General features: G+C 46.8%; 22 protein-coding genes. 14 read left to right on the top strand and 8 right to left on the bottom strand.

The genetic code is table 11. The features are described from left to right. Positions 1–76: 76 nt before the first annotated feature. The 7 genes from R7Z50_RS02250 to R7Z50_RS02220 all read left to right on the top strand — a co-directional run bounded on the left by R7Z50_RS02250 (position 77) and on the right by R7Z50_RS02220 (position 7,705). Positions 77–463, top strand: coding sequence for a MerR family transcriptional regulator (locus R7Z50_RS02250; protein ID WP_005373242.1), 387 nt, complete (start codon positions 77–79; stop codon positions 461–463). 45 nt (positions 464–508) lie between these two features. After that, positions 509–1,678: an isovaleryl-CoA dehydrogenase gene (locus tag R7Z50_RS02245; RefSeq protein ID WP_005373245.1), complete on the top strand. Its 1,170-nt coding sequence runs from the start codon at positions 509–511 to the stop codon at positions 1,676–1,678. Between the two features lie 114 nt (positions 1,679–1,792). After that, positions 1,793–3,400, top strand: coding sequence for a carboxyl transferase domain-containing protein (locus R7Z50_RS02240; RefSeq protein WP_104980574.1), 1,608 nt, complete (start codon positions 1,793–1,795; stop codon positions 3,398–3,400). Positions 3,401–3,504: 104 nt separating this feature from the next. Beyond that, positions 3,505–4,287 (top strand): enoyl-CoA hydratase-related protein, encoded by a 783-nt coding sequence (locus R7Z50_RS02235; protein WP_318148835.1) that lies wholly within the window; start codon positions 3,505–3,507, stop codon positions 4,285–4,287. Further along, the gene (locus R7Z50_RS02230) at positions 4,280–6,328 is read left to right on the top strand and encodes an acetyl/propionyl/methylcrotonyl-CoA carboxylase subunit alpha (protein ID WP_318148834.1); all 2,049 of its coding nucleotides are present in this window, start codon (positions 4,280–4,282) and stop codon (positions 6,326–6,328) included. The genes R7Z50_RS02235 and R7Z50_RS02230 overlap by 8 nt, the downstream gene beginning before the upstream one ends. Then, a complete protein-coding gene (locus R7Z50_RS02225) occupies positions 6,309–7,211 on the top strand; it encodes a hydroxymethylglutaryl-CoA lyase (protein WP_213895754.1) in 903 nt (300 codons plus the stop codon). Before R7Z50_RS02230 ends, R7Z50_RS02225 begins: the two co-directional genes overlap by 20 nt. A gap of 173 nt (positions 7,212–7,384) precedes the next feature. Further along, entirely contained in the window at positions 7,385–7,705 is a 321-nt protein-coding gene (locus R7Z50_RS02220; protein WP_025767896.1) for a DUF1840 domain-containing protein, read from the top strand. A 98-nt stretch (positions 7,706–7,803) separates the two neighbouring features. Here the strand turns inward: R7Z50_RS02220 and R7Z50_RS02215 are convergent, their stop codons facing one another. After that, a complete protein-coding gene (locus R7Z50_RS02215) occupies positions 7,804–8,670 on the bottom strand; it encodes a mechanosensitive ion channel family protein (RefSeq protein ID WP_005373258.1) in 867 nt (288 codons plus the stop codon). Between the two features lie 334 nt (positions 8,671–9,004). Here R7Z50_RS02215 and R7Z50_RS02210 point away from each other — a divergent pair, with 334 nt between their 5' ends. Further along, positions 9,005–9,589, top strand: a complete 585-nt coding sequence (locus tag R7Z50_RS02210; RefSeq protein ID WP_182015883.1) for a sugar O-acetyltransferase — start codon at positions 9,005–9,007, stop codon at positions 9,587–9,589. Here R7Z50_RS02210 and R7Z50_RS02205 read toward each other — a convergent pair. After that, a complete protein-coding gene (locus tag R7Z50_RS02205) occupies positions 9,564–10,979 on the bottom strand; it encodes a PLP-dependent aminotransferase family protein (RefSeq protein ID WP_213961564.1) in 1,416 nt (471 codons plus the stop codon). The genes R7Z50_RS02210 and R7Z50_RS02205 overlap by 26 nt on opposite strands. Positions 10,980–11,133: 154 nt before the next feature. On the opposite strand from R7Z50_RS02205, the gene R7Z50_RS02200 reads away from it, so the two are divergent. Genes R7Z50_RS02200 through R7Z50_RS02190 form a run of 3 tightly spaced genes read left to right on the top strand, consistent with a single transcriptional unit; the run spans position 11,134 to position 13,683 of the window. Beyond that, positions 11,134–12,498 (top strand): cytochrome ubiquinol oxidase subunit I, encoded by a 1,365-nt coding sequence (locus R7Z50_RS02200; protein WP_182015882.1) that lies wholly within the window; start codon positions 11,134–11,136, stop codon positions 12,496–12,498. A 28-nt stretch (positions 12,499–12,526) separates the two neighbouring features. Further along, positions 12,527–13,534, top strand: coding sequence for a cytochrome d ubiquinol oxidase subunit II (gene cydB, locus R7Z50_RS02195; RefSeq protein ID WP_047101326.1), 1,008 nt, complete (start codon positions 12,527–12,529; stop codon positions 13,532–13,534). A gap of 20 nt (positions 13,535–13,554) precedes the next feature. Further along, positions 13,555–13,683: a DUF2474 domain-containing protein gene (locus tag R7Z50_RS02190; protein WP_005373267.1), complete on the top strand. Its 129-nt coding sequence runs from the start codon at positions 13,555–13,557 to the stop codon at positions 13,681–13,683. 69 nt (positions 13,684–13,752) lie between these two features. Here the strand turns inward: R7Z50_RS02190 and R7Z50_RS02185 are convergent, their stop codons facing one another. Together R7Z50_RS02185 and R7Z50_RS02180 are read right to left on the bottom strand one after the other, a co-directional pair. Next, the gene (locus tag R7Z50_RS02185) at positions 13,753–14,508 is read right to left on the bottom strand and encodes a PhzF family phenazine biosynthesis protein (RefSeq protein ID WP_318148833.1); all 756 of its coding nucleotides are present in this window, start codon (positions 14,506–14,508) and stop codon (positions 13,753–13,755) included. A 177-nt stretch (positions 14,509–14,685) separates the two neighbouring features. After that, positions 14,686–15,567 carry a LysR family transcriptional regulator gene (locus R7Z50_RS02180; protein WP_158173446.1) on the bottom strand — a complete coding sequence of 294 codons (882 nt, stop codon included), beginning with the start codon at positions 15,565–15,567 and terminating at the stop codon, positions 14,686–14,688. 97 nt (positions 15,568–15,664) lie between these two features. On the opposite strand from R7Z50_RS02180, the gene budA reads away from it, so the two are divergent. The 3 genes from budA to R7Z50_RS02165 are packed head-to-tail and all read left to right on the top strand — an operon-like array spanning position 15,665 to position 18,938. Further along, the gene (budA, locus tag R7Z50_RS02175; RefSeq protein ID WP_318148832.1) at positions 15,665–16,450 is read left to right on the top strand and encodes an acetolactate decarboxylase; all 786 of its coding nucleotides are present in this window, start codon (positions 15,665–15,667) and stop codon (positions 16,448–16,450) included. Between the two features lie 29 nt (positions 16,451–16,479). After that, positions 16,480–18,183, top strand: a complete 1,704-nt coding sequence (gene alsS, locus R7Z50_RS02170; protein WP_206970189.1) for an acetolactate synthase AlsS — start codon at positions 16,480–16,482, stop codon at positions 18,181–18,183. Further along, positions 18,180–18,938 carry an SDR family NAD(P)-dependent oxidoreductase gene (locus R7Z50_RS02165; RefSeq protein WP_033906433.1) on the top strand — a complete coding sequence of 253 codons (759 nt, stop codon included), beginning with the start codon at positions 18,180–18,182 and terminating at the stop codon, positions 18,936–18,938. The genes alsS and R7Z50_RS02165 overlap by 4 nt, the downstream gene beginning before the upstream one ends. A gap of 288 nt (positions 18,939–19,226) precedes the next feature. On the opposite strand, the gene R7Z50_RS02160 is transcribed toward R7Z50_RS02165, so the two are convergent. The 4 genes from R7Z50_RS02160 to R7Z50_RS02145 form a co-directional block, all read right to left on the bottom strand. Further along, positions 19,227–19,823, bottom strand: coding sequence for a methyltransferase domain-containing protein (locus R7Z50_RS02160; RefSeq protein ID WP_033906432.1), 597 nt, complete (start codon positions 19,821–19,823; stop codon positions 19,227–19,229). 136 nt (positions 19,824–19,959) lie between these two features. Next, complete coding sequence (locus tag R7Z50_RS02155; protein ID WP_033906431.1) at positions 19,960–21,162, bottom strand: phenylacetate--CoA ligase family protein; 1,203 nt, start codon at positions 21,160–21,162, stop codon at positions 19,960–19,962. 9 nt (positions 21,163–21,171) lie between these two features. Beyond that, positions 21,172–21,993: an ABC transporter ATP-binding protein gene (locus R7Z50_RS02150; protein WP_005373283.1), complete on the bottom strand. Its 822-nt coding sequence runs from the start codon at positions 21,991–21,993 to the stop codon at positions 21,172–21,174. Between the two features lie 80 nt (positions 21,994–22,073). Next, positions 22,074–23,318, bottom strand: coding sequence for an ABC transporter substrate-binding protein (locus R7Z50_RS02145; protein WP_033906430.1), 1,245 nt, complete (start codon positions 23,316–23,318; stop codon positions 22,074–22,076). Between the last annotated feature and the right edge of the window lie 35 nt (positions 23,319–23,353).

Here is a 23,353-nt window from a genome sequence, read left to right as displayed (position 1 = left end):
GATGTTGTTTGTTTACTTTAACGTTAACGAATTGTATATTCATGTAAATGTTATACGAAAGTCGTAAGGTTAAGGAATGAACACATTTAAGATCAGCGAGCTCGCGAAAGAGTTCGACATTACTACTCGAAGCATTCGCTTCTACGAAGATTTAGGTCTCCTAACTCCAGAACGTAAAGGCAACACTCGAATCTACAATGGTCGTGATCGAATTCGACTAAAACTGATTTTGCGAGGTAAGCGATTGGGCTTTTCTCTTGCAGATATCAAAGAGTTATTTGAACTCTACGATACCGATCAAAGTACTGAGCAGTTGAACTATATGATTCGGTTGATCGAAGAGAAGAAGGCAGCATTGCAACAGCAAGCAAACGACATTCAAGCGGTAATGATGGAGTTAAATGCTGCGCAGTTGCGATGCCAAAACACACTGAGATCCATGAAAGGCGAAAAAGTCACCTAACACCTCAACTCTGGGATGTAGGTGACGTAAAGGCAAGGACACGCAATGAAATCTACCTACTCTTCCCTGAACTTTGTTTATGACGAAAATACCGATTTGCTTCGCGAGCAAATCAATAGTTTTGCTGCAAGAGAAATTGCGCCGCTAGCGCAATCTATCGACCAAACTAACGACTTTCCAAACCATCTTTGGTCCAAATTAGGTGACATGGGTCTTTTAGGTGTGACCACCAGCGAAGAGTTTGGTGGTGCTGGCATGGGCTATCTCGCCCACGTTATCGCTATGGAAGAAATCAGCCGAGCATCCGCTTCGGTTGCGTTAAGTTACGGCGCTCACTCCAACCTTTGCGTCAACCAAATCCACCGTAACGGCACACAAGCGCAAAAAGAGAAATACCTACCTAAGCTCATCTCCGGTGAACATATCGGCGCCCTTGCTATGAGTGAACCCGGCGCCGGCTCTGATGTGGTCTCTATGCAGCTTAAAGCCGAACGTAAAGGCGATATTTTCCTGCTAAACGGCAACAAAATGTGGATCACCAACGGCCCTGATGCACACACCTATGTTGTCTACGCAAAAACCGACCCAAGCCAGCACTCCAAAGGCATCACGGCATTTATTGTGGAACGCGGATTCCCTGGATTTACTCAAGCACAAAAACTCGACAAGTTGGGTATGCGCGGCTCGAATACGTGTGAGCTGGTCTTCCAAAACTGCGAAGTCCCTGCGGAAAATATTCTCGGCGAAGAAAACCAAGGCGTGAAAGTATTGATGAGCGGCCTCGACTACGAACGTGTGGTGCTTGCAGGCGGCCCACTTGGCATCATGCAGGCGTGTATGGATATCGTTGTGCCTTACATTCACGACCGTAAACAGTTCGGTAAATCCATCGGTGAATTCCAGCTAGTTCAAGCAAAAATCGCGGATATGTACACACAAATGAATGCCGCTAAAGCGTATGTTTACGCCGTCGCTGCCGCTTGTGATCGTGGTGAAACCACACGTAAAGATTCTGCTGGCGCGATCCTCTACAGCGCAGAGCTGGCAACCAAGATGGCACTGGATGCGATTCAACTACTTGGCGGTAACGGCTACATCAACGAGTTTGATACGGGCCGTTTGTTGCGAGATGCCAAGCTGTATGAAATCGGTGCGGGCACTTCAGAAATTCGCCGCATGCTTATTGGTCGCGAATTGTTTAACGAAAGCGCCTAATCAACATACCTAGGCGTTCTGAATCTAAATAAATTCCTTATTCAACCTAAATCTTATTCAACATAGATAAAGGCGGGTGGTGTCACCCGTCTACCGAATGGAGATCGGCTATTTATGGCTTGTTTGACGACCAATATTAATACCCATTCAGAGCAGTATCAGGAAAACTACCGCTCTATGGCGTCGCTCGTGGATCAACTCTATACCGTGACTGCGCAAATCGAAGATGGTGGCGGCGAGAAAGCACGTGAGCATCAGCAGAAGAAAGGCAAACTTCCGGTACGTGAGCGCATTCTTGCCCTACTCGACCCTGGTTCGTCCTTTCTAGAAATTGGTCAATTTGCTGGCTGGGATGTGTATCCAGATTACGTTCCATGTGCTGGAGTGGTTGCAGGTGTGGGTGTGATTGACGGCACTGAGTGCATGATCGTCGCGAACGACGTGACGGTAAAAGGCGGCAGTTACTACCCACTCACCGTGAAAAAGCACTTAAGAGCACAAGAAATTGCAGAAAAATGCCAACTGCCGTGTGTTTACTTAGTCGATTCTGGCGGCGCTAACCTACCCCGCCAAGATGAGGTATTCCCAGATAAAGACCATTTTGGCCGTATTTTCTACAACCAAGCCCGTATGTCGGCCAAAGGCATTCCACAAATTGCGGTGGTCATGGGGCTATGTACCGCTGGCGGCGCTTATGTTCCTGCCATGTGCGACGTATCCATCATAGTCAAAGAACAAGGCACGATTTTTTTGGCAGGTCCACCTCTTGTAAAAGCAGCGACAGGTGAAGAAGTCAGCGCGGAAGATCTTGGTGGCGCAGACGTTCATTGTCGCACCTCTGGTGTGGCGGACTATTACGCAGAAAATGATCACCACGCGTTAGAGTTGGCAAGACAAGCCGTTTCTCAAATTAACCACTTGAAACCCGTTCAACTCAAGCAAAAAGCACCACAGGAACCACGTTTTCCTGCCCAAGAGCTGTACGGCATCGTCGGAACCGATCTCAAAAAGCCGTTTGATGTTAAAGAGGTCATTGCCCGAATTGTTGATGATTCCCAGTTCGATGAATTTAAAGCCTTGTTCGGCGAAACCTTGGTCTGTGGCTTTGCCCATATTCACGGTATGCCGATTGGCATTGTCGCTAACAACGGCATTCTATTTTCGGAATCAGCACAAAAAGGCGCGCATTTTATTGAGCTGTGCGCACAACGCAAAATTCCTCTGCTTTTCTTGCAGAACATCACGGGCTTTATGGTCGGTCAGAAGTACGAAGCCGAAGGCATCGCCAAACATGGTGCGAAAATGGTAACTGCTGTTGCGTGTGCAGACGTGCCGAAGTTTACCGTAGTGATTGGTGGCTCGTATGGCGCTGGGAACTACGGCATGTGTGGCCGCGCTTATGATCCAACCATGATGTGGATGTGGCCAAACGCGCGCATCTCCGTCATGGGTGGAGAGCAAGCGGCTGGCGTGATGGCGCAAGTGACCCGCGATATCAAAACTCGCAAAGGTGAAAGCTGGAGCGCGGAGGAAGAAGAAGCGTTCAAACGTCCAATTGCGGTGCAATATCAGACTCAAAGCCATGCATACTACGCCAGTGCTCGTTTGTGGGACGACGGCATTATTGACCCTGCGAAAACCCGTGATGTTGTCGGCATTGCTCTGTCTGCTGCGCTTAATGCGCCGATACCAGACAGCAAATTTGGCATCTTCCGTATGTAGTCGGATGCAAGGCAAACCTTAACTCCTCGCGAATACCGATGTTTAACAAGTAATGGTTAGCGAGCATTGAAATACAGACTGAAATGTCAGACAAAGGAAGTCACATGACCGGACTACTGCTTGAAAAAGACAGCAATGGCGTTGCCTGGTTGAGCCTGAATCGGCCAGAAAAACACAACGCGTTTAATGACGCATTGATTGCCTCACTAATTGAGACACTAGAACAGCTCGAAAAGGACGATTCTCTCCGTGCACTGGTGTTAACTGCACAGGGAAAACACTTTTCTGCGGGAGCAGATCTTGGCTGGATGCAGTCAATGGCCGCCAAAACCGAAAGTGAAAACCTGCAAGATGCACAGCAACTAGCAAAACTTTTGCATACGCTGGATACCTTTAGCAAACCAACCATTGCTATGGTGCATGGCGCTGCATTTGGCGGCGCACTTGGGCTTATCTGCTGCTGCGATATCGCTATTGGTACACCTGAAAGCCGCTTCTGTTTGAGTGAAGTGAAGCTCGGTTTGTTACCCGCCACCATCGGACCTTACGTAATCCGAGCGATTGGACAACGACAAAGCCGACGCTACTTTTTAACCGCGGAACTGATTGATGCCGAAACCGCACTATCGATGAGTATTCTTCATCAGATAGACGCTCAACCACGTGAAGCCGTCAATCGCACCATTGATCACCTGCTTAACAACGGTCCACAAGCCATGCAGGCAGCAAAAACGCTCTGCTTACGTTGTGACAATCAACCTATCGAGCATTCATTAATTGAATACACCAGCCAAGCTATTGCAACCGCCCGCGTGTCCGCAGAAGGACAAGAAGGACTGAGTGCATTTTTTGAAAAGCGCGCCGCCAATTGGAGGAATCATGTTTAAAAGAATACTGATCGCAAACCGCGGTGAAATTGCCTGCCGAATCATTAAAACCGCAAAAAGCATGGCTATAGAGACGGTTGCCGTCTATTCCGAAGCGGATCGCAGCAGCTTACATGTTAAACAAGCGGATTTCGCTGAATTCATTGGCCCCGCTCCGGCGAGTGAATCGTATCTCGATATCGATGCGATTATCGGCGCTGCGAAAAAATGGCAAGCCGATGCTATCCACCCTGGGTATGGTTTTCTTTCCGAGAACCCGAAACTGGCGAAAGCGTGCAGCGAAAATGGCATTGTTTTTATTGGCCCTTCCACCAGCGCAATTGAAGCAATGGGTTCGAAGTCGCAAGCCAAAGCCATCATGTCAGAGGCGAACGTACCATTGGTTCCGGGCTATCACGGCACAGACAACAGCATAGAGCATTTATTAGCAGAAGCGGAAAAAATCGGTTACCCAGTGATGCTTAAAGCAACCCAAGGGGGCGGCGGTAAAGGCATGCGAGTGGTCAATAGCGCAGCCGAAATGCCTCTGGTCATCGACGGTGCGCAGCGTGAAGCACTTTCAAGCTTTGGCGATAAGCAGCTTCTAATCGAAAAATGTATATTGCAGCCTCGCCACGTTGAAGTTCAGGTATTTGCTGACCAACATGGCAACTGTGTCTATCTTTCTGATCGCGATTGCTCCATTCAACGCCGTCACCAAAAAGTAGTCGAAGAAGCACCAGCTCCCGGTCTTAGTGATGAACTGCGTAAACAAATGGGTGAAGCTGCGGTTCAGGCCGCTCAAGCGATCGACTATGTTGGCGCTGGCACGGTGGAGTTCTTGCTCGATAGCCGCGGTGAGTTTTACTTCATGGAGATGAATACCCGTCTGCAAGTTGAACACCCTGTTACTGAATTGATCACCGGTGTTGATTTGGTGGAGTGGCAATTAAAAGTCGCAGCTGGCGAGCATTTACCTATTTCGCAATCTGAAATCACCCACAACGGTCATTCAATTGAGCTGCGAATTTACGCAGAAGATACAGACAATGACTTTATGCCGTCGACTGGCCGCATTGATTACTTAAAAGAACCCGTATCAGACAGTAGTGTGCGCCTAGCGTGCGTACGCGTTGATAGTGGTGTTACCCAAGGCGATAGCATCAGCGAATATTACGATCCAATGATCAGCAAACTGATCGTCTGGGGGCAAACTCGTGATATCGCGCTAAAGCAGCTTAAGCAGGCGTTAACTCAATATCACGTACGTGGCGTAACGACAAACATTGGTTACCTGCACAGCATTGTTTCGCAGCCAGCCTTTGCCGAGATTGAGCTCGATACAGGTTTCCTCGTCACACATCAACAAGGCATAAATGAGCAGCAAGACGTGTCGGATTCAATCTGGCTTACATTGGCGGCGGTTGCTCGCTGGAATGATCTCATTTCAAAATCAGACAGCTCAACGTTACCCGCGCCAACCAAACGAGGTTTTAGACTGTCAGTTGACAACGTTTACCGATTTAACTTCACGGATGCCAAAGCCAACCATCAGGCACGTTTGCAACAATCATCGCAAGATACAGGATCTCACTTCACTGTCCGATGTGGTGAGGAGCTGCATCAGGTTATCCTGCTTGAAAGTGACAACCAGTTTATCGTCGATATTGATAATGTGCGTTACACCTTTAATGCACTTAGCGATGAACAAAGAACAACACTATTTTATCTTGGTCAGCAGCGCACGTTCGCTCATCAACCTAACTTTGACTCTGCAAAAGATGTAGATGATGAACTCAGTCCAACCGCACCACTCAACGGCATAATTTCAGCAGTTATGGTGGCTAAAGGTGACGAAGTGGCGGCGGGCGATCCGCTTTTGGTACTCGAAGCAATGAAAATGGAATACACCATCACGGCTCCGGTCGCAGCAACAGTCGACGAATTGTTTTATCAGCACGGGGACCAAGTACAGCACGGTTCCATACTGCTGAATTTGTCTTTGATATCGGATAACGTCAGTGAAGATAAGGAGCGCGAATATGCTACCAGCGAAGGTTAATATCGTCGAAGTCGGCGCTCGTGATGGTCTGCAAAATGAAACGGCAGTGACGCTGGTTGATAAAATCCGTTTGATTAACCAACTAAGCAGCAGTGGCTTAAAGCATATTGAGGCGGGATCTTTCGTCTCTCCAAGGTGGGTGCCTCAAATGGCCGATTCCGATCAGGTGTTTGCTGGTATCTCAAAAAAGCCTGAAGTGGTTTATAGCGCGCTCACACCAAATCTCGCAGGGTTAGAACGTGCGCTGGAAAGCGGTGTAAAGCGAATTGCGGTGTTTGGCTCCGCTTCAGAAACGTTCAGCCAGAAGAACATCAACTGCAGCATTACCGAAAGTCTCGCTCGATTTGAGCCCGTTATCGAATTGGCGAACCAGCATAACATTCCTGTACGCGGGTACTTGTCTTGTACCATGGTGTGCCCATATGAGGGAGTAATCAAGCCAGAGCAAACTACCAAGGTCGCCAATACGTTGTTTGATATGGGATGTTATGAGATTTCGCTCGGTGATACTGTCGGTAAAGCAACGCCTAATCGCGTTATCGCCATGCTGGATTCGTTGTTAACGCTACTGCCAAAAGACGCGCTCGCAGTACATTTTCATGACACTTATGGGCAAGCATTAGCCAATATCTATCAAGCCTTGTTAATGGGCATCAACACCATTGATAGCGCAGTAGCGGGGCTCGGCGGCTGCCCTTACGCGAAAGGAGCCAGTGGTAATGTTGCAACGGAAGATGTACTTTATCTGTGTGAGCAACTTGGGATTGAAACAGGCGTTGACCTTAGCGTCATCAATGAAGCGGGTTGGCAAATTTGCCGTGCGTTAGGAAAGTCTCCTGCTTCTAGGGTCGCATTGGCTCTAGGCGATCCGTATAGCTTGTAAATCATCAACAACCAATCAGGTAATGTATTTCAACGGGCATGCAGACGTACGTGCCCGTTTTTTATTGTTACTCATAAAAACCTTAACGCTCAACGGTCTTCATCACATTAATTAGTGCCTGATTTCAGCTACAATTTAGTTTCAAAGCGAACGTATAAAACAGGATCAGGTAAATGCTCATAACATTTCGTTGTCGAAGCCACTCAAACGTCACAATGTTTGGTGATATTGCATTAGATATGCTCAAAATGATGGGTCACAGCGGCACGGTGCCGGGATCAATTTCCGCTCAAGATGTTCCTGACGCGTTATCAAGATTAACTTCTGCTCTATCTGCGAAAAATGCAGCTGAAGAAAATCTCCATACTGATGTAGACGAAGAGGAAGAACAAGCAGAGCCCGCGGTAAGCCTAGGACGCAGAGCGTTTCCACTGATTGAGTTGCTAAAATCAGCAATCAAAGAAGAATGCGAAGTCATGTGGGACAACCAATAACGCCTTCAAACTGGTTTCTAACGAGGTGAATCCGTGTTGTGACCGCCTCGCTTTGGTTGCTCGACACCAAGATAAGAACACCAATACCGCTTATCGCCCTATCCGTTTCTCTCCCTAGACAACTTGATTTGCCCATCAATGTGCACATCTCGTTGTGGAAACGCGATTTCAATGCCGTGCTTTTCGAAAGCTTCGTAGATTTCAAAACGCATGGCACTTGCGACCGAGCGAATACCGCCCTCAACCGTTGAGTTAATCCAAAAATAAGATTCGAAGATCAAAGCATTGTCACCAAAGTCTTGAAAAAACACATCTGGCGCTGGCGAACTCAGAACTTGCGCTTGCTGCGAAGTCACTTCCGCCATTAAGGCAGCAACCTGTTTGACATCGCTCCCATACGCGACACCGACGACGACAGAGCCACGAACTAATCTGTCGCATAACGTCCAGTTGATCACCACGTTCTCAATCAACTGACTGTTGGGTATGAGCATATGAACACCATCGGTTCGTCTGATTCTCGTTGAGCGTGTATTTATTTGCTCGACAGTGCCTTTGGCGCCCTCAACCTCTAAAAAGTCCCCAATTCGGATTGGCTTTTCACCAATCAAAATCCAGCCACTTATGAAGTTGTTAATGATGTTTTGCGCACCAAAACCGAAGCCGATAGCGATGGCACCAGACAGAAAGGCAAACGCGGTAATTGGCACATTTATCATCGAAAGTGTGGTCATAAAAATAATGGCGAGAGCGATGACAAATAATATCCGTTTAACCAAATGAATCACGTTTGGGTCTTTCCCCGATGAAGACATTCTTGACGTAACGGTTTTGATCAAAATTTTCGATAACCATAAAGCGACAATGACCCATGTCGGCACCATCAATATCGCCCACAACGTGATAGGTTGTTCGTTAAAGGTAAACAGTGTTGTTTCCAAAAATGAAATGACCCGTTCGAACATAAAGTGCTCACTCTTGATTCATCGTTGCCAGCAAGCCAGAGCGCATAAGTCTTATATTTTTAGCCCAATCGATAGCGCAAGCGGCTCAATTAAGTTCTTCTTATTAACTATATTGTAATCTATACAAAACGCTTCGAGTGGTTTCCCACTTTGGCTTCAACCGATTAAGCCATTTAGGGAGTACGTCTTTGTGAACTAAACGAGCCAATAAACCAACTGAATACGCAAGGCAAATCAGTGATAACTTTCTGATTTTTAAGCATCAAATTTTCACTTCGAATCACCTTCAATTATTATGCACCTTATTGCGAATAACATTGATGGAATGATTGTTATGTCAGAACTGACTCGGATGCGCTCTGGAGAAACCTATAATTGTCTGGATGAAGAACTAAAGCTAATGCGCGCCAAAACTGCGCAGCTTGTCTTCCAATTTAACCACGAGCCAAACCCAGATATCCGTAGACAACTATTGGCGGAAATGGGCGTCCAATTAAAAAACAGCGCCTGTATAGAGCCACCGCTTCAACTTACCTACGGTTGTCACTTGTCCATCGGAGAAAACACCTACATCAACTGGGATGCCATTATTCTGGACAATGGACAGGTTGAGGTTGGCGCGAACGTCATGATTGGGCCTAGAGTGCAAATTTACACAGCCGCTCATTCACTCGATACGCAAAGGCGCTTAGCTGGAGATGAGATCGCCAAACCGGTCAACATCGGCAATAACGTTTGGATTGGTGGGGGCGCTATCATACTGCCAGGCGTGACCATTGGCGACCAGGCCATCGTTGGCGCTGGCTCTGTCGTAACCAAAGACGTTGTGCCGGGCGATCGAGTTGTCGGAAATCCGGCGCGCTCCATTAAACCAAAAAAACTGAAGAAAGTCGCTATTTCGCCAAATGGTCGCGAATAATATTGGCAAGCAGAATGAGAGCATGAACGTATTTGTCATTGAGCTCAAAAGAAGCGTTAAGACGAATACAGTGATCGTATTGTTCTGTCAGGCTGAACATCTTTCCCGGTGCGATGCTGATATTACCTTTTAGTGCTTCTCGATATATTGGCAAGGCATCAATATGCTTGGGGAGCTCTAACCAAATAAAGTACCCGCCGCTTTGGCTTAACACGTTGACTGCTTCAGGTAACAGCTCACTGAGCAGACCCGTCATCTTACTTTTGCGTTCAAACAGCTTTTTCCGTAACTGCTTCAAATGCAATTCATAATTGCGGCTTGTTAAATAATGCACCAATGTCATTTGCACTGGTGCACTCGTCGCTAATGTACTCATTAGCTGTAACTTTTGTACCTCTAGCGCCCGCTTTCCCGCCGCAACCCAACCAATACGTAGCCCTGCGATTAATGATTTTGAAAACGAGGAGCACAACATGGTATTGCCCGTGTCATCAAACATTCTTAGTGGGTAAACCGAGTCATTCTCAGCATGCAGTTCGCTGTACACATCATCTTCAATTACTGGCACGTTATATCGCTGTGTCAGTTCAATCAGCTTTTGTTTTTTCTCGTTGGAGAGCGTAAAACCCAGAGGATTCTGGAAGTTCGACATCAGCCAGCACGCTTTCACATCATGCGTTTGCAGCGCTCGTTCCAATGAGTCTAGGTCAATGCCCGTGACTGGGTCTGTTCTTACTGAGAGCGCTTTCAAACCTAACCGCTCTAAGGATTGCAAAGCGCCATAGAATGCAGGCGACTCCACAACCACCCAATCTCCCGGTCTTGTACAAGCTTGCAAACTGAGCGTTAACGCCTCCAGCGCGCCTGCCGTAATGACAATTTCATCGGGTGAAATTTCAATGCCTTTCGCAGCATAACGCTTCGCGATGATGGTGCGTAATTGTTCGTTTCCCGGCGGTAAGTTATCAAAGGTGGTGGAAATCGGCATATTGCGAGCGGCTGCGCTCATCGCCCGATTCACGTGATATCGTGGGTACAAACTTGGGTCTGGATAGGCAAAGCCAAAATTGATCATGGATGGATTTTTACTCGCCTGCAGAACATCAAAGATAAACTCATTGATGTCTACCTGCTCTGTCCACGAAACCGCGGCTGGCGCTTGGGGTTCATTTGAACTCTTAATATTGGGAGCGACTCGATAACCAGAGCGCGGCTGTGACGTTACCCAGCCTTGAGATTCCAGAATTTGATAGGCATGCAACACCGTCATCAAGCTTAAACCCGAGTGTTCAGATTGGCGACGCAGAGAAGGCAGCTTGTCACCCGGATGCCATATCCCCGATTTTATCTGCCTTTTAAGCTGTTCCACTAACTCTTGATACTTCGCCAAACGCAAATCCCCTTCCCTAAAGCCGAATTCAAAATAATAACACTTCAATATTTAATCTGTTATAGGTTTATAGTCACTGTCTGTACCTACTTCCCTCATTCCGCTCCTTTTAAAATAGCTCTCTCATAAAACTTAAAAGATCAAAGGAAGTTTAATGTTTGGCCTCGACGCATTTATGCTTGCACGGATACAGTTCGCCTTTACGGTATCCTTTCATATTATTTTCCCCGCTATCACCATAGGTTTGGCCACCTATCTCGCCGTGCTGGAAGGCTTATGGCTAAAAACACGTAATCCCGATTACCAAAAGCTCTATCACTTCTGGTCGAAAATTTTTGCGGTTAACTTTGGAATGGGTGTTGTATCTGGTCTTGTCATGGCCTATCAATTCGGCACCAACTGGAGTGGTTTCTCCGACTTCGCTGGTTCTATCACAGGCCCATTACTGACTTATGAAGTGTTAACGGCTTTCTTTCTCGAAGCCGGATTTCTTGGCGTAATGCTGTTTGGGTGGCGTCGCGTCGGCGAAAAGCTGCACTTTTTTGCAACCTCGATGGTGGCGTTAGGAACGATCATTTCGACGTTCTGGATTCTCGCCTCCAACAGTTGGATGCAAACGCCACAAGGCTATGAAATTATCGACGGACGTGTGGTGCCAACCGACTGGTTTGCTATCGTTTTCAATCCTTCATTTCCTTATCGTTTGGCGCACATGAGCGTCGCGGCTTTCGTCAGTTCAGCACTCTTTGTAGGCGCGTCAGCCGCTTGGCATTTATTGAGAGGCAATCAATCGACTGCGGTAAAAACCATGTTTTCGATGTCGCTCGGGATCTTAGTGTTCCTTGCGCCACTCCAAGCCGTGATTGGCGATGTGCACGGGCTAAACACTCTGGAACACCAGCCCGCCAAAATCGCTGCCATCGAAGGACATTGGGATAACAGTGATGGCAAACCAACCCCATTGATATTGTTCGGCATGCCAAACATGGAACAAGAACGCACAGACTATGCCTTAGAAATTCCTGTTTTAGGAAGTTTGATCCTACGCCATAGTTTAACTGAGCCAATCCCGGCGCTGAAAGACTTCCCGAAAGAGGAACGACCGAACTCACCTATCGTCTTTTGGTCATTTCGAATCATGGTCGGGCTAGGACTTCTGATGATTTTACAGAGCTTCTACAGCATATGGTTACGAAAAAAGAACACGCTTTATACCTCGCGTTGGTTCCTCAAGTTTTCATTATTTATGGGGCCATCTGGTCTTATCGCAATACTCGCTGGCTGGTTTACGACAGAGGTTGGTCGGCAACCTTGGGTCGTTTATGGCGTACAAAAAACGCGTGATGCGGTTTCTGCACACGGAGACCTACAAATGAGCATCAGCCTGCTGTGTTTCCTGGTTGTATACAGCTTGGTATTTGGTTTTGGTTATTACTACATGATCCACCAAATCAAGAAAGGCCCCGATGCAATCGAACACGATGAGCACGACATGACGACCGTTTCAGGCCGCATCTAGAATTTGTCACAAAGTTAAGGTAAAGAATATGCATTTTGATTTATCCGTGATTTGGTTCGCGATCATCGTTTTTGCCACTTTGATGTACATCATCATGGATGGCTTCGATTTGGGTATTGGAATACTGATGCCCTTCATCAAGGATGAAAAACAAAAAGACGTCATGGTCAACAGTGTCGCGCCAGTTTGGGATGGCAACGAAACTTGGATTGTGCTTGGAGGCGCATCTCTATTTGGCGCTTTTCCGATGGCTTACGCGGTGATTATTGAAGCGCTAACCATCCCTTTAACGTTGATGTTGATTGCTTTGATCTTTCGTGGCGTCGCATTTGAGTTTCGCTTTAAAGCATTGGAAAACCACTTAAAGTTCTGGGATCGCTCTTTTATGGTCGGCTCGATTTTAACCACGTTTTTCCAAGGCATCGTTGTTGGCGCGGTAATTCAAGGCTTTGCGGTGGAAAACCGCGTCTTCGTAGGTAGCCAACTCGACTGGCTCAGCCCTTTTCCCATCTTTTGTGGTTTGGGTTTAGTCGCAACGTACGCGCTGCTTGGTAGCACATGGCTCATCATGAAGACGGAAGGTGAACTGCAAAACACGATGCACCGCTTCACTAACAAAACACTACTGGCGATGATCTCCGCATTAGTCATTGTGAGCGCTTGGACTCCACTTGCTTACCCTGCCATTGCGGAAAGATGGTTTTCTCTGCCTAATTTGTTCTACTTACTGCCCGTACCTGTCATTACTGGGCTGGTATGTTTGAAGATTGCCGACTCCGTTAAAAAGCGTAAAGAGCGCAGCCCTTTCGTGATGGCGTTAGTGATCGTGATTCTCGGGTTCGCTGGGCTTGGCATCAGTATCTGGCCAAATATCATTCCTCCTAGCATATCAATATGGGAAGCAGCGGCTCCTGCAAGCAGTCAGCGCTTTATGCTCGTTGGAGCAGTGATCATCATCCCGATCATTCTGGCTTACACCTTTTGGAGTTACTACGTCTTCTCCGGAAAAGTAAAAGAAGGCGAAGCGTACCATTAACGAGTTGATAAGGAGTGAGTATGAAAATCAAAAATTGGTGCCGCCAATGGGCTTGGATGGTTGGAATATGGGTCGTTAGCGTCGCTGCATTAGGGTTAGTGTCTATGTTATTTCGCGTCATGATGACCGCTGCAGGGTTAAAATCTTAGCTCGGCACGTTTAAGTCAATAAAAAATGGATGCCTCTAGATCTTGTGTAAGAGCTAGAGGCGTTTGCATTCAAGTCCGACTTTTCACGTGTGCAGACAATACGATCGTAGATTCTAAACCGCGAGCCACTTCAAAATAACCACCAGCACGAGATAGCTGACGAGCCGTCAATTTTTCTTTGCCTAGCTTTTCAAACCAATAAGGCGCTAATGAGCACTGAGCCGAGCCTGTGGCAAGATCTTCTGAAATACCGATTTTAGGTGCAAAGTAACGCAGCACATAGCTACTATCAGAACTTTGAGCCGTCACGATGACCGCATGAAACTCATCAATTTTAATCAGCTCATCAAAGTTAGGTTGATAGCGAACAACATCATCTTCTGATTCGAGAGCAACAACCAAATCACGCGTTGTAAAAGCATCTACGGGGTCATTGGAAAAGCCTGAAATACCCAAGGGGATGGCATGAGGCTTGGATTGCCAACTTGGCATCACGATCCTGTACATTCCATCAAGTTCAGTAACGATAATATGGCCATACTGGCTTTTTAGAATGACCTCATTCTGATGATAGTTGGAAATGATTGCAGCGCCTGCGCCCAAACTTCCGTGTCCACATAGGTTGATCTCTCCTTCTAGGCTAAACCAGCGAATGTGGTAGTCACTGCCAGACTGAACCATAAATGATGTGACAGGTTGAGCGACCTGATGAGTGATTTGAAGTAATTCAGAATCACTCAGCCAGTGATTTAGTTCGACAACGCCACATGGGTTACCTTGAGCTAACTCATCACAAAATACATCATATATTTGTGCTTTAATCATCCGCCATCCTTACTGTTTAACCATGCATTAAATCAAGTTCCTCGTCATTATCATCTCGATGAAACGAGAGTTCAGCTATCAATTCAACTTGTTGTAGGTAATATATACGACAAAAGAATCGCAATCTTCAGTAAGTTTTGTTCGTTGGGTAGAATCGACTGGCTATATGACTCATCTTTAAGCCCCAACATGACCGATGTTCGTGGCTACTTTTAACGCTTGTTTATTGAGATTAGACGCCTCCCAAGCAACGACAACACGACTGGTTAGGGGGATATCATCAATCTCGGCGACTGTCGCGGAATCATCGAGATGTTCAGCCAGTGAGCGCGGAACGAGAGCGATACCTAACCCAGCCTGCGCCATGGCAATCGTCGTACGAAGTTGCGGTGCTGCGAACTGTGGTTCGAGCCTTACTCCTGCGTCGGCAAAAAGTGTGCTCATGCCATCAAACAATGCGGGTCCAGTCTCTCGTGGAAACAGTAAAATTTTATGGCCTCTCAACTGTTTCATCTGGATACAGGGATATTTTGCCAGTTCGTGGCCCGCCGGAATCACTGCGACAAACGGGTCGTTAAACAACACCTTATGCTCAAAAGGCTCACTGGCGTAACAGGGTAGCCGCATGATTGCGAGATCAAGTTGTTTGCTTTTTAACTGAGTGGCAAGCTCTGGCATTGATAGTTCCGCCGTCTGTAAATGAACCCCATTCTCTTGAATACGCCCAATCCTCTCCAATACCTTAATGCAGGTTGATGTTGACGTCGCGAACCCAATTTTAACCTGCGTATTTTCACCACGGGCAATCTGTCGGGCTTTTGCTTTAGCGCGTTCCACATCAGCAAGAATATTTACCGCATCCGTATAAAAGACTTGCCCTGCATGGGTCAGTTCTACTCCTCTAGACAAGCGCTTAAATAAGTCCACGCCAAGCTCGTGCTCTAGCTTTTTGATTTGTTGACTCAAAGGAGGTTGCGCAATCCCTAACTGTTCAGCTGCTCGGGTAAAGTGACGAGTCTCGGCGACCGCGACAAAATACTTCAGGTAGCGAAATTCCATATATTTTCCATATCAAAATAAATCTTTTTTATATTGGATTTAGCGCCGTGTAGAAGTCAATCTAAATATACTCTTCATTGCATAACTGGTCTTACTCATGCGTGGATTTTATAACCCTCTATGTGCTTGTTCGCTTGAAGTAGCGAAAGAATTTTCTGAATACCATCACGTTACCGGAGATGGTGAGATTTATCAGACTTCGTTAATGAGTGCTTTGATCGCTGGTGTTTACGAAGGCTCGACAACCATAGAAGAACTGCTGAAACATGGGGATTTTGGTTTAGGTACGTTCAATGAATTGGATGGTGAGTTGATTGCGTTTGATAAGGAAGTTTTTCAACTCAAGTCGGATGGCTCCGCAAACCCGGCAGACCTGGCGCAAAAAACGCCCTTTGCTGTCATGACTTTTTTTAAGCCTGATATCGAGCTGCCACTGACATCGCGCATGTCACGTCATGAAGTCCATAGCATCATAGACGAGATGGTTCCAAGCGATAACCTATTTTGCGCAGTGCGCATTGATGGCGTTTTCGATTCAGTTCGTACTCGCACCGTACCTAAACAAACACGCCCTTATCGGCCAATGCTTGAAGTGGTCAAAGAACAACCAACGTTCAGCTTCACGCATAAGCAAGGCGTGGTCGCCGGCTTTCGCAGTCCTAAATATACGACTGGCATCAATGTGCCCGGCTATCACGAACACTTTATTACCGATGACCGCCAAGGAGGTGGTCATATTCAGGATTACAGCATTTCGTCAGGGTTCCTCCAGATTGGCAAAGTCTCGCGGCTAGTGATTGATACCCCGGTATCGACAGACTTCCTCAACGCCAATTTGGCTCCGGAAGATATAAATACCGCCATAGAAAAGGCGGAAAAGTAACAAAGTCAGGCAAATAATAAGGACAACAAATGCAATCCAAGCCTTCAAATAAAAATGGAGCTCAGTTGATCGCTCAACAGCTAGAGTCTCTCGGCATTAAGTACATTTTCGGTATTCCCGGTGCAAAAATTGATCGACTGTTCGATGCGATTGAAGACACTAACATCCAAATGATTCCGGTACGCCACGAAGCTAACGGCGCATTTATGGCGGGCGTTATGGGAAGACTAACCGGCAAAGCAGGCGTCACCATGGTTACGTCAGGCCCTGGCTGTGGAAATCTAGTTACGGGGGTGGCAACAGCAAACTCCGAAGGCGATCCGCTGATTGCTATCGGTGGTGCGGTGAAACGAACTGACCAGCAAAAACAAACACACCAGAGCATGGATACCGTCAGTATTTTTCGCTCTATAACTAAGTTCAGTGCTGAAGTGCAGCATGTGGACGCCGCAAGCGAGATTATGGCGAACGCATTTCGTATCGCAGAGTCAGGTCGTCCTGGGGCTTGCTTTTTGAGTCTCCCCCAAGATGTTTTATCCGAGCAAACCCAAACGGACATTATTGTCCCCTCGCCTTACACACAGCCTGGTTGCGCTGACATCGCAGCAATCGAAGATGCGGTCAGTCGAATCAGTAAAGCAAAGCGCTGTGTGGTTTTACTTGGCCTTCACGCGAGCCGCAGTCAAAACGCTGCTGCTATCGCCCGATTTCTTCAAAATACGCAGCTACCCGTTGTCGGCACTTACCAGGCCGCCGGCACGGTAGATATCAATTACTATCATCACTTTGCTGGGCGTGTCGGTTTGTTTAATAACCAACCTGGCGATGTTTTACTGCGGGACGCCGATTTAATTCTCACCATCGGCTTTAGCCCAATAGAGTATGACCCTGAGCTTTGGAACAGCCACCGCAACCCAGTGATTCACCTCGATATTGAACCAGCAGAATACCAACTTAATTATCAACCTTGTGTTGAAATCGTCGGAAACATTGCGCAGTCATTAGACAAAATGGGCAGCTATATCTCTGAATATGCTCGCCTTTCCCCAACGGCACTTTCAGTACTGGAAGAGGTAGCACTGCAACGGCAAGTGATCAAGACCTATCCCAATGTCTATAACAAGCAAGGGTTTCATCCACTGGCGCTAATTAAAGCCATGCAATCCATCATCACACCAGATACCACGCTATGCCTTGATATGGGGAGCTTCCACATCTGGATCGCTCGTTACTTAAGCTGTTTTCGAGCTCGCCAAATGCTGGTGTCTAACGGCCAACAAACGATGGGCGTTGCACTCCCATGGGCCATTGGTGCCAGCCTACTAAAACCTGGTAGCAAAGTGGTATCGATATCAGGAGACGGCGGTTTTATGCAATCGAGCATGGAGTTAGAAACCGCGGTTAGACTGAACTGCAATATCGTCCATATTGTGTGGGTTGATAACGCCTACAACATGGTAGAAATGCAAGAGGTCAACAAATATCAGCGCTGCTCTGGTGTGAAATTTGGACCAATTGATTTCAAGGTCTACGCCGAATCATTTGGCGCGAAAGGCTTCGCAGTGACTAGTCAACACGAATTACTACCGACATTGAATAAAGCCATGGATGTTGAAGGACCAGCAGTGGTGGCTATCCCCGTAGATTACAGCGACAACGACAAACTGATGTTGCCGCGCACAGAGAAAAATCAAGATCCCGTTTTTGTAAGTTTCGAAGGAGAAATCGCATGAGAGGATTAAAAAATAAAGTCGCACTCGTGACTGGCTCTGCCAATGGTATTGGTTTGGCCATCGCAAAACGTTTGTATGAAGAAGGCGCAAACGTCGCTCTTGCCGATTGGAATGAAGAGCAGTTGGCAAACGCCGTTGAGGGCTTTGATAAACAGCGTGTGTCGGCACATTCCATTGATGTTTCTGATCCAGACAAAGTCGCAGCACTGATTTCTGATGTTGTTACCCGTTTCGGTAAACTGGATATTTTAGTAAACAATGCAGGCGTACATGTCCCTGGTACCGTGATTGAAGGTAGTGTGGAAGACTGGAAGAAGATCTCTGGTGTAAACATTGACGGCGTCGTTTATTGCGCGAAGTTTGCGTTACCTGAACTCTTAAAAACGAAAGGTTGTATGGTAAATACCGCGTCCGTTTCCGGTTTGGGTGGTGACTGGGGTGCCGCATTCTATTGCGCGAGTAAAGGCGCAGTGGTGAACCTTACCCGAGCGATGGCATTGGACCATGGTGCGGATGGGGTAAGAATTAACGCCGTATGCCCAAGCTTAGTAAAAACCAACATGACGAACGGCTGGCCGCAGGACATCCGCGATAAATTCAATGAGCGCATTGCGCTTGGCCGAGCAGCCGAACCTGAAGAAATTGCGTCTGTCGTAACTTTCTTGGCAAGTGATGACGCATCTTTCATTAATGGCGCAAACCTACCTGTAGACGGCGGTGCCACCGCATCAGATGGTCAACCTAAAATAGTATAAGCATGAAATAGACAGATCAGTAAGAGACGTTCTACTACCTTTCGGATCGATGCTGATCTGTCGCTTTACGCTCTGAGCACATAACCCGTGCCAGCAATAAACTCAACCACTCAACCGCTGTTAGAGATATCTCAACAACTTAAAACCAGCAACGAGAAATTAATTTTTCACACAAACCGACAAACTATGTGAGCATTCCATCAGGCATAGAGTGAAGACTTATATATCAGCGATTCACAAAGAACCAGAAAGTTTCCGCGAATACTTCTTCAAAAAGATTAAAAGCGACTAACACTTCTGCCACACCATCCATTGCTCTCTGCCTTTAAAAACCTCAACACTGTTTGCCACCACTGAGGACTTCACAAGTTCAAACGTGGGCTCTAGAAAAGCTGCCAACTCCCCACTTCGCAAACAAAATGGAGGGAAGCGTGATAGGTAATTATCATCAATGACGAAAAAACCAATTAGAAAACCTCCGCTTGGCAATAATTTATCCACCATCGAAAAGTATTCTGACCACATATCTCTCGGTAGTGCTGCGAGAAAGGCCCGCTCGTAAATGACATCAAACGAGTGAGAAAAATCGGCATTAAATACATCACCCAATACGACTTTATCTTTGTAGTTACCTAACGTTGATTGCGCCATTTTTACCGCTTCTTGGCTGTAATCCATCGCGATCACGTCATGCCCATATTGAATAAAAGTGCTCAGTTCATAAGCGGCACCACACCCAGGAATAAACACTGACTGGCCTACATGAAGTGAATTGTCGAGATAATCCTTGAGTTCTTGAGGTGTCGATTGGGCATCCCAAGGCATAGTGCCTCGGATAAACAAATCATCCCAGAATTGTGTGTTAATCATTGGTGCCTGTTTCATTTACCCGCTCCCTGATTGCGGTAGTAAAAAATAAAGGGATACGCAGCGCAATGTGATATCCCTTTTCTAGCCTTTTGTCTGACGTTGTTAGTTTTTTATGACAACCACTTTCTACTGCACTTATGCCACCAATGAGTTAACTGCGAAGATCATTGATTAACGGCTGCTCCGCTTGGTTCGGTACAAACTGGACATTGCCTTTCAGTTTAGTGACAGACTGGAGTGTTGCTTGAATGTCCTCTGCTGATACATGCACATCATGACAACAGAAAGTAATGGCATCGTTGAAGCCATCGCGCTCAATTTTCAAGGAGCCTTTAATATCGTGGCGACGACAGACTTCTTGGATCTGATGCGGATAAACAAACAGCCCTTTTACTTTCACCGCGGAGTCTGCTCGTCCCATCCAGCCCTTAATTCGTGCATTCGTGCGTGAAGAATCAGAACTTGTCTCTAGATATGCCGATAAATCTCCCGTTGCGTAGCGAATCAGCGGGAACTTCTCATCAAGCGAGGTTACAACGACTTCACCGACTTCTCCCGGTTGTACAGGAACACCATCAGGATCAACGATTTCAACAATAATATCTTCGGCAATCACTAATCCTTGTTCACCAGACACTTGATAAGCAATCAAACCAAGCTCTGCACTTGCGTAGGCTTGAAAGACTGCAATGCCTTTTTCCTCAAACATCTGTTCCATGTCTGCTGTAACCGCTTCACCAGAGACCAGAGCTTTCTCAAAGCTAGGCAGCTCATTGTATTTCTCTTGGTACTTTTGTAGCAACGTCAGCAAATACGAAGGTGTGCCAGTGTAACCATTAGGTTGAAGCTGTTTAATTGCCTCTATTTGCGCTTCGGTATTGCCTACTCCAGCCGGAAATACCGCACAGCCACAAGCCCTTGCGCCACCATCCATAATAAATCCGCCAGGAGAGAAATGGTAAGAGAGCGTGTTATGCACTAAATCACCCGCACAGAACCCAGCAGCGTGAAACGCGCGCCCCATACGCCAGAAATCGGCCTCATCCGTTTGAGCCTCATACAACGGCCCAGGAGATTGGAATACGCGCGCCATTTGACCAATGGCAACGCTATTTAAGCCACCAAACGGCGGTTTAAGTTGCTGCTGATTAGGTACATTGAACTTACGTGTAATCGGGAACTGAGCAAGCCCTTCACGATTGTTTGCCAATGTAGGATCTAACTCAGAAAAATGCGCTGCGTAATGTTCGCTATTGGCTTTCGAATTCTCAATCAGTGCTGGCAAACGTTGAAACAGCGACTCTTCTCGCGCCTGTAGAGACAACGATTCTTTCGCATCAAATAGTTCGTTCATCCTTGCTCCTTACAACCAACGCTTACGACGTTTGTAAGATTTCAGATTCTTAAAGCTCTTGCGATCTTCATCGCCGCCGCCAAGGTAGAATTCTTTTACGTCTTCATTGTTTAGCAATTCGTGCTTGCTGCCATCTAGTACGATTTTGCCTGATTCCATGATGTAACCGTAATCGGCCGCTTGAAGAGCGAAGTTGGCATTCTGTTCAACCAAAAGCATGGTAATGCCTTGCTCTTTGTTGATCTTGTTAATAATGCTGAATACTTCTTTAACTAGCAGCGGAGAAAGCCCCATAGACGGTTCGTCCAACAAAATCATCTTCGGTCGAGCCATTAACGCTCGGCCAATCGCTAACATTTGTTGCTCACCGCCAGACAAATAGCCCGCCAGGCCAGTGCGCTCTTTGAGTCGCGGGAAATAGTCAAACACCATTTCGATGTCTTGTTCAACTTCGTTGTCAGTGCGTGTATAAGCGCCTAAGCGAAGATTTTCTATTACCGTCATATCTTCAACAATTCGGCGCCCTTCCATAACTTGGAAGATGCCCGAACGGACGATCTCTTCCGGGCTTTTGTTGTCTATACGCTCGCCCATGAAGTTGATTTCGCCGCGCGTCACTTCACCATCTTCGGTTTTCAATAAACCAGAAATGGCTTTCAACGTTGTGGATTTACCCGCACCGTTGGCGCCCAGTAAGGTCACAATCTGCCCTTTTGGAACTTCTAAACTCACACCGCGAAGTACTAGTATTACTTCGTCGTAGACGACTTCAATGTTGTTCACTGAAAGCAGTATTTCTGCCGGTTCGATATTCGTTGCTAATTCAGCCATCAAGCTACTCCTTGCTAGGGTGAGAGTGTTCTCTCACCCATCCTTATTTTCAGTAAGCTTTGTTATTAATAAGTCGTAGATTAGTAACCTAGCCAATCGTCACGACGTGACAATGTCACCTGAGATACTTTCTTAATATCAACTGCGCCGCCATCGTTGTTGCCCATAAAGACGTTCACGGTTGTTGTGCCTCGGTGATCTTCCGGTTTCCAGTTCGCAGGGACACAAACACCTTCTAAGCCTTGTGGTACCCAGTTGTCATGGACATACATGCCCTTCTTGATGTTTTCACCTGTGATACCACCGTTGTCTTTCGCCCACTCCATTGCTTCTTTCATATAGAACGCAGAACAAATACCGCGAATGTAATGGTGAGTTCTGAATTCGCCCGGCTCTGATTCAGACTGCTTAGAAATCTCACGAACCAGCTTCATGCCCTCATTATCATCTCCCCAAAACGCCGTCATACCCGGGAAAACGTAATCTTTAAGGCCATCGCCTGCTGCTTCAAGCACTGGCTTGTCGCCGCCCCAAATGTTTGCCATGTACTGGAACTCTGTCCCAACCGTGTTACAAGACTTCACTAGTGAGATAACCGAGCTACCGATATTAGCAATGTAACCATAGTTGGTGCCTGACTCTTTCAGCGACAAACATTGCGCTTTGAAGTCCCCTGGTTTTAGTGACACAACGACTGGGTTTTGCACATCAAAACCAAGCTCTTTAGCGTACTCTGCACACGCTTCTTTTGGCGCATTCGGGAATGGATGGTTATCGCCAATGTGCGTAAATTTCGGCGCACCTTGATTGCCCTTAGATTCCCAATCTTCTTTCGCCCACTTAACTAGCGCACGGCACGCATCTGAGTACGACGCACCATAAAAGAAATTATAAGGCGCTGGTTTCGCGGTTTTTGGGTTTTTGCCAGTTGGGTCAGTTAAGTGACCAGAGTAAGAAGCAGAGAACACCGGCACTTTGTCTTTGGTGACAAACGAAATAAGTGCTTCGGTATCCGCCGTACCCCAACCTTGCAGCGCAACCATGTCTTTACGCGCCACCCAACGTTTATAGTTAGAAATCGCCACTGGTACTTTGTACGCCATGTCTACTGTTTCAAATTCGAGCTCGGTACCGTTAATGCCACCGTTTTGGTTAATCCAACGCAATGCGTCTCGCACGCCAGAACCATAAGGCTTGCTCACATAGGCAGTTGGTCCAGAAAAGTCGACTAATTGCCCGACAAACACAGAATCTTTTGCCCAAGTTGTGGTAGTAAACAGTGCAGATGACAGCACCAACGTTGTCGCTAAATGTCCTTTGTTCATAACTCGTTGTCCTTGTTATTGAGGTATATTCCACT

The sequence above is a fragment of the Vibrio sp. 1249-1 genome (assembly GCF_033340495.1).
Note: the sequence above shows the minus strand (reverse complement) of the source record. Positions and strands in the feature narration are given on the sequence as shown.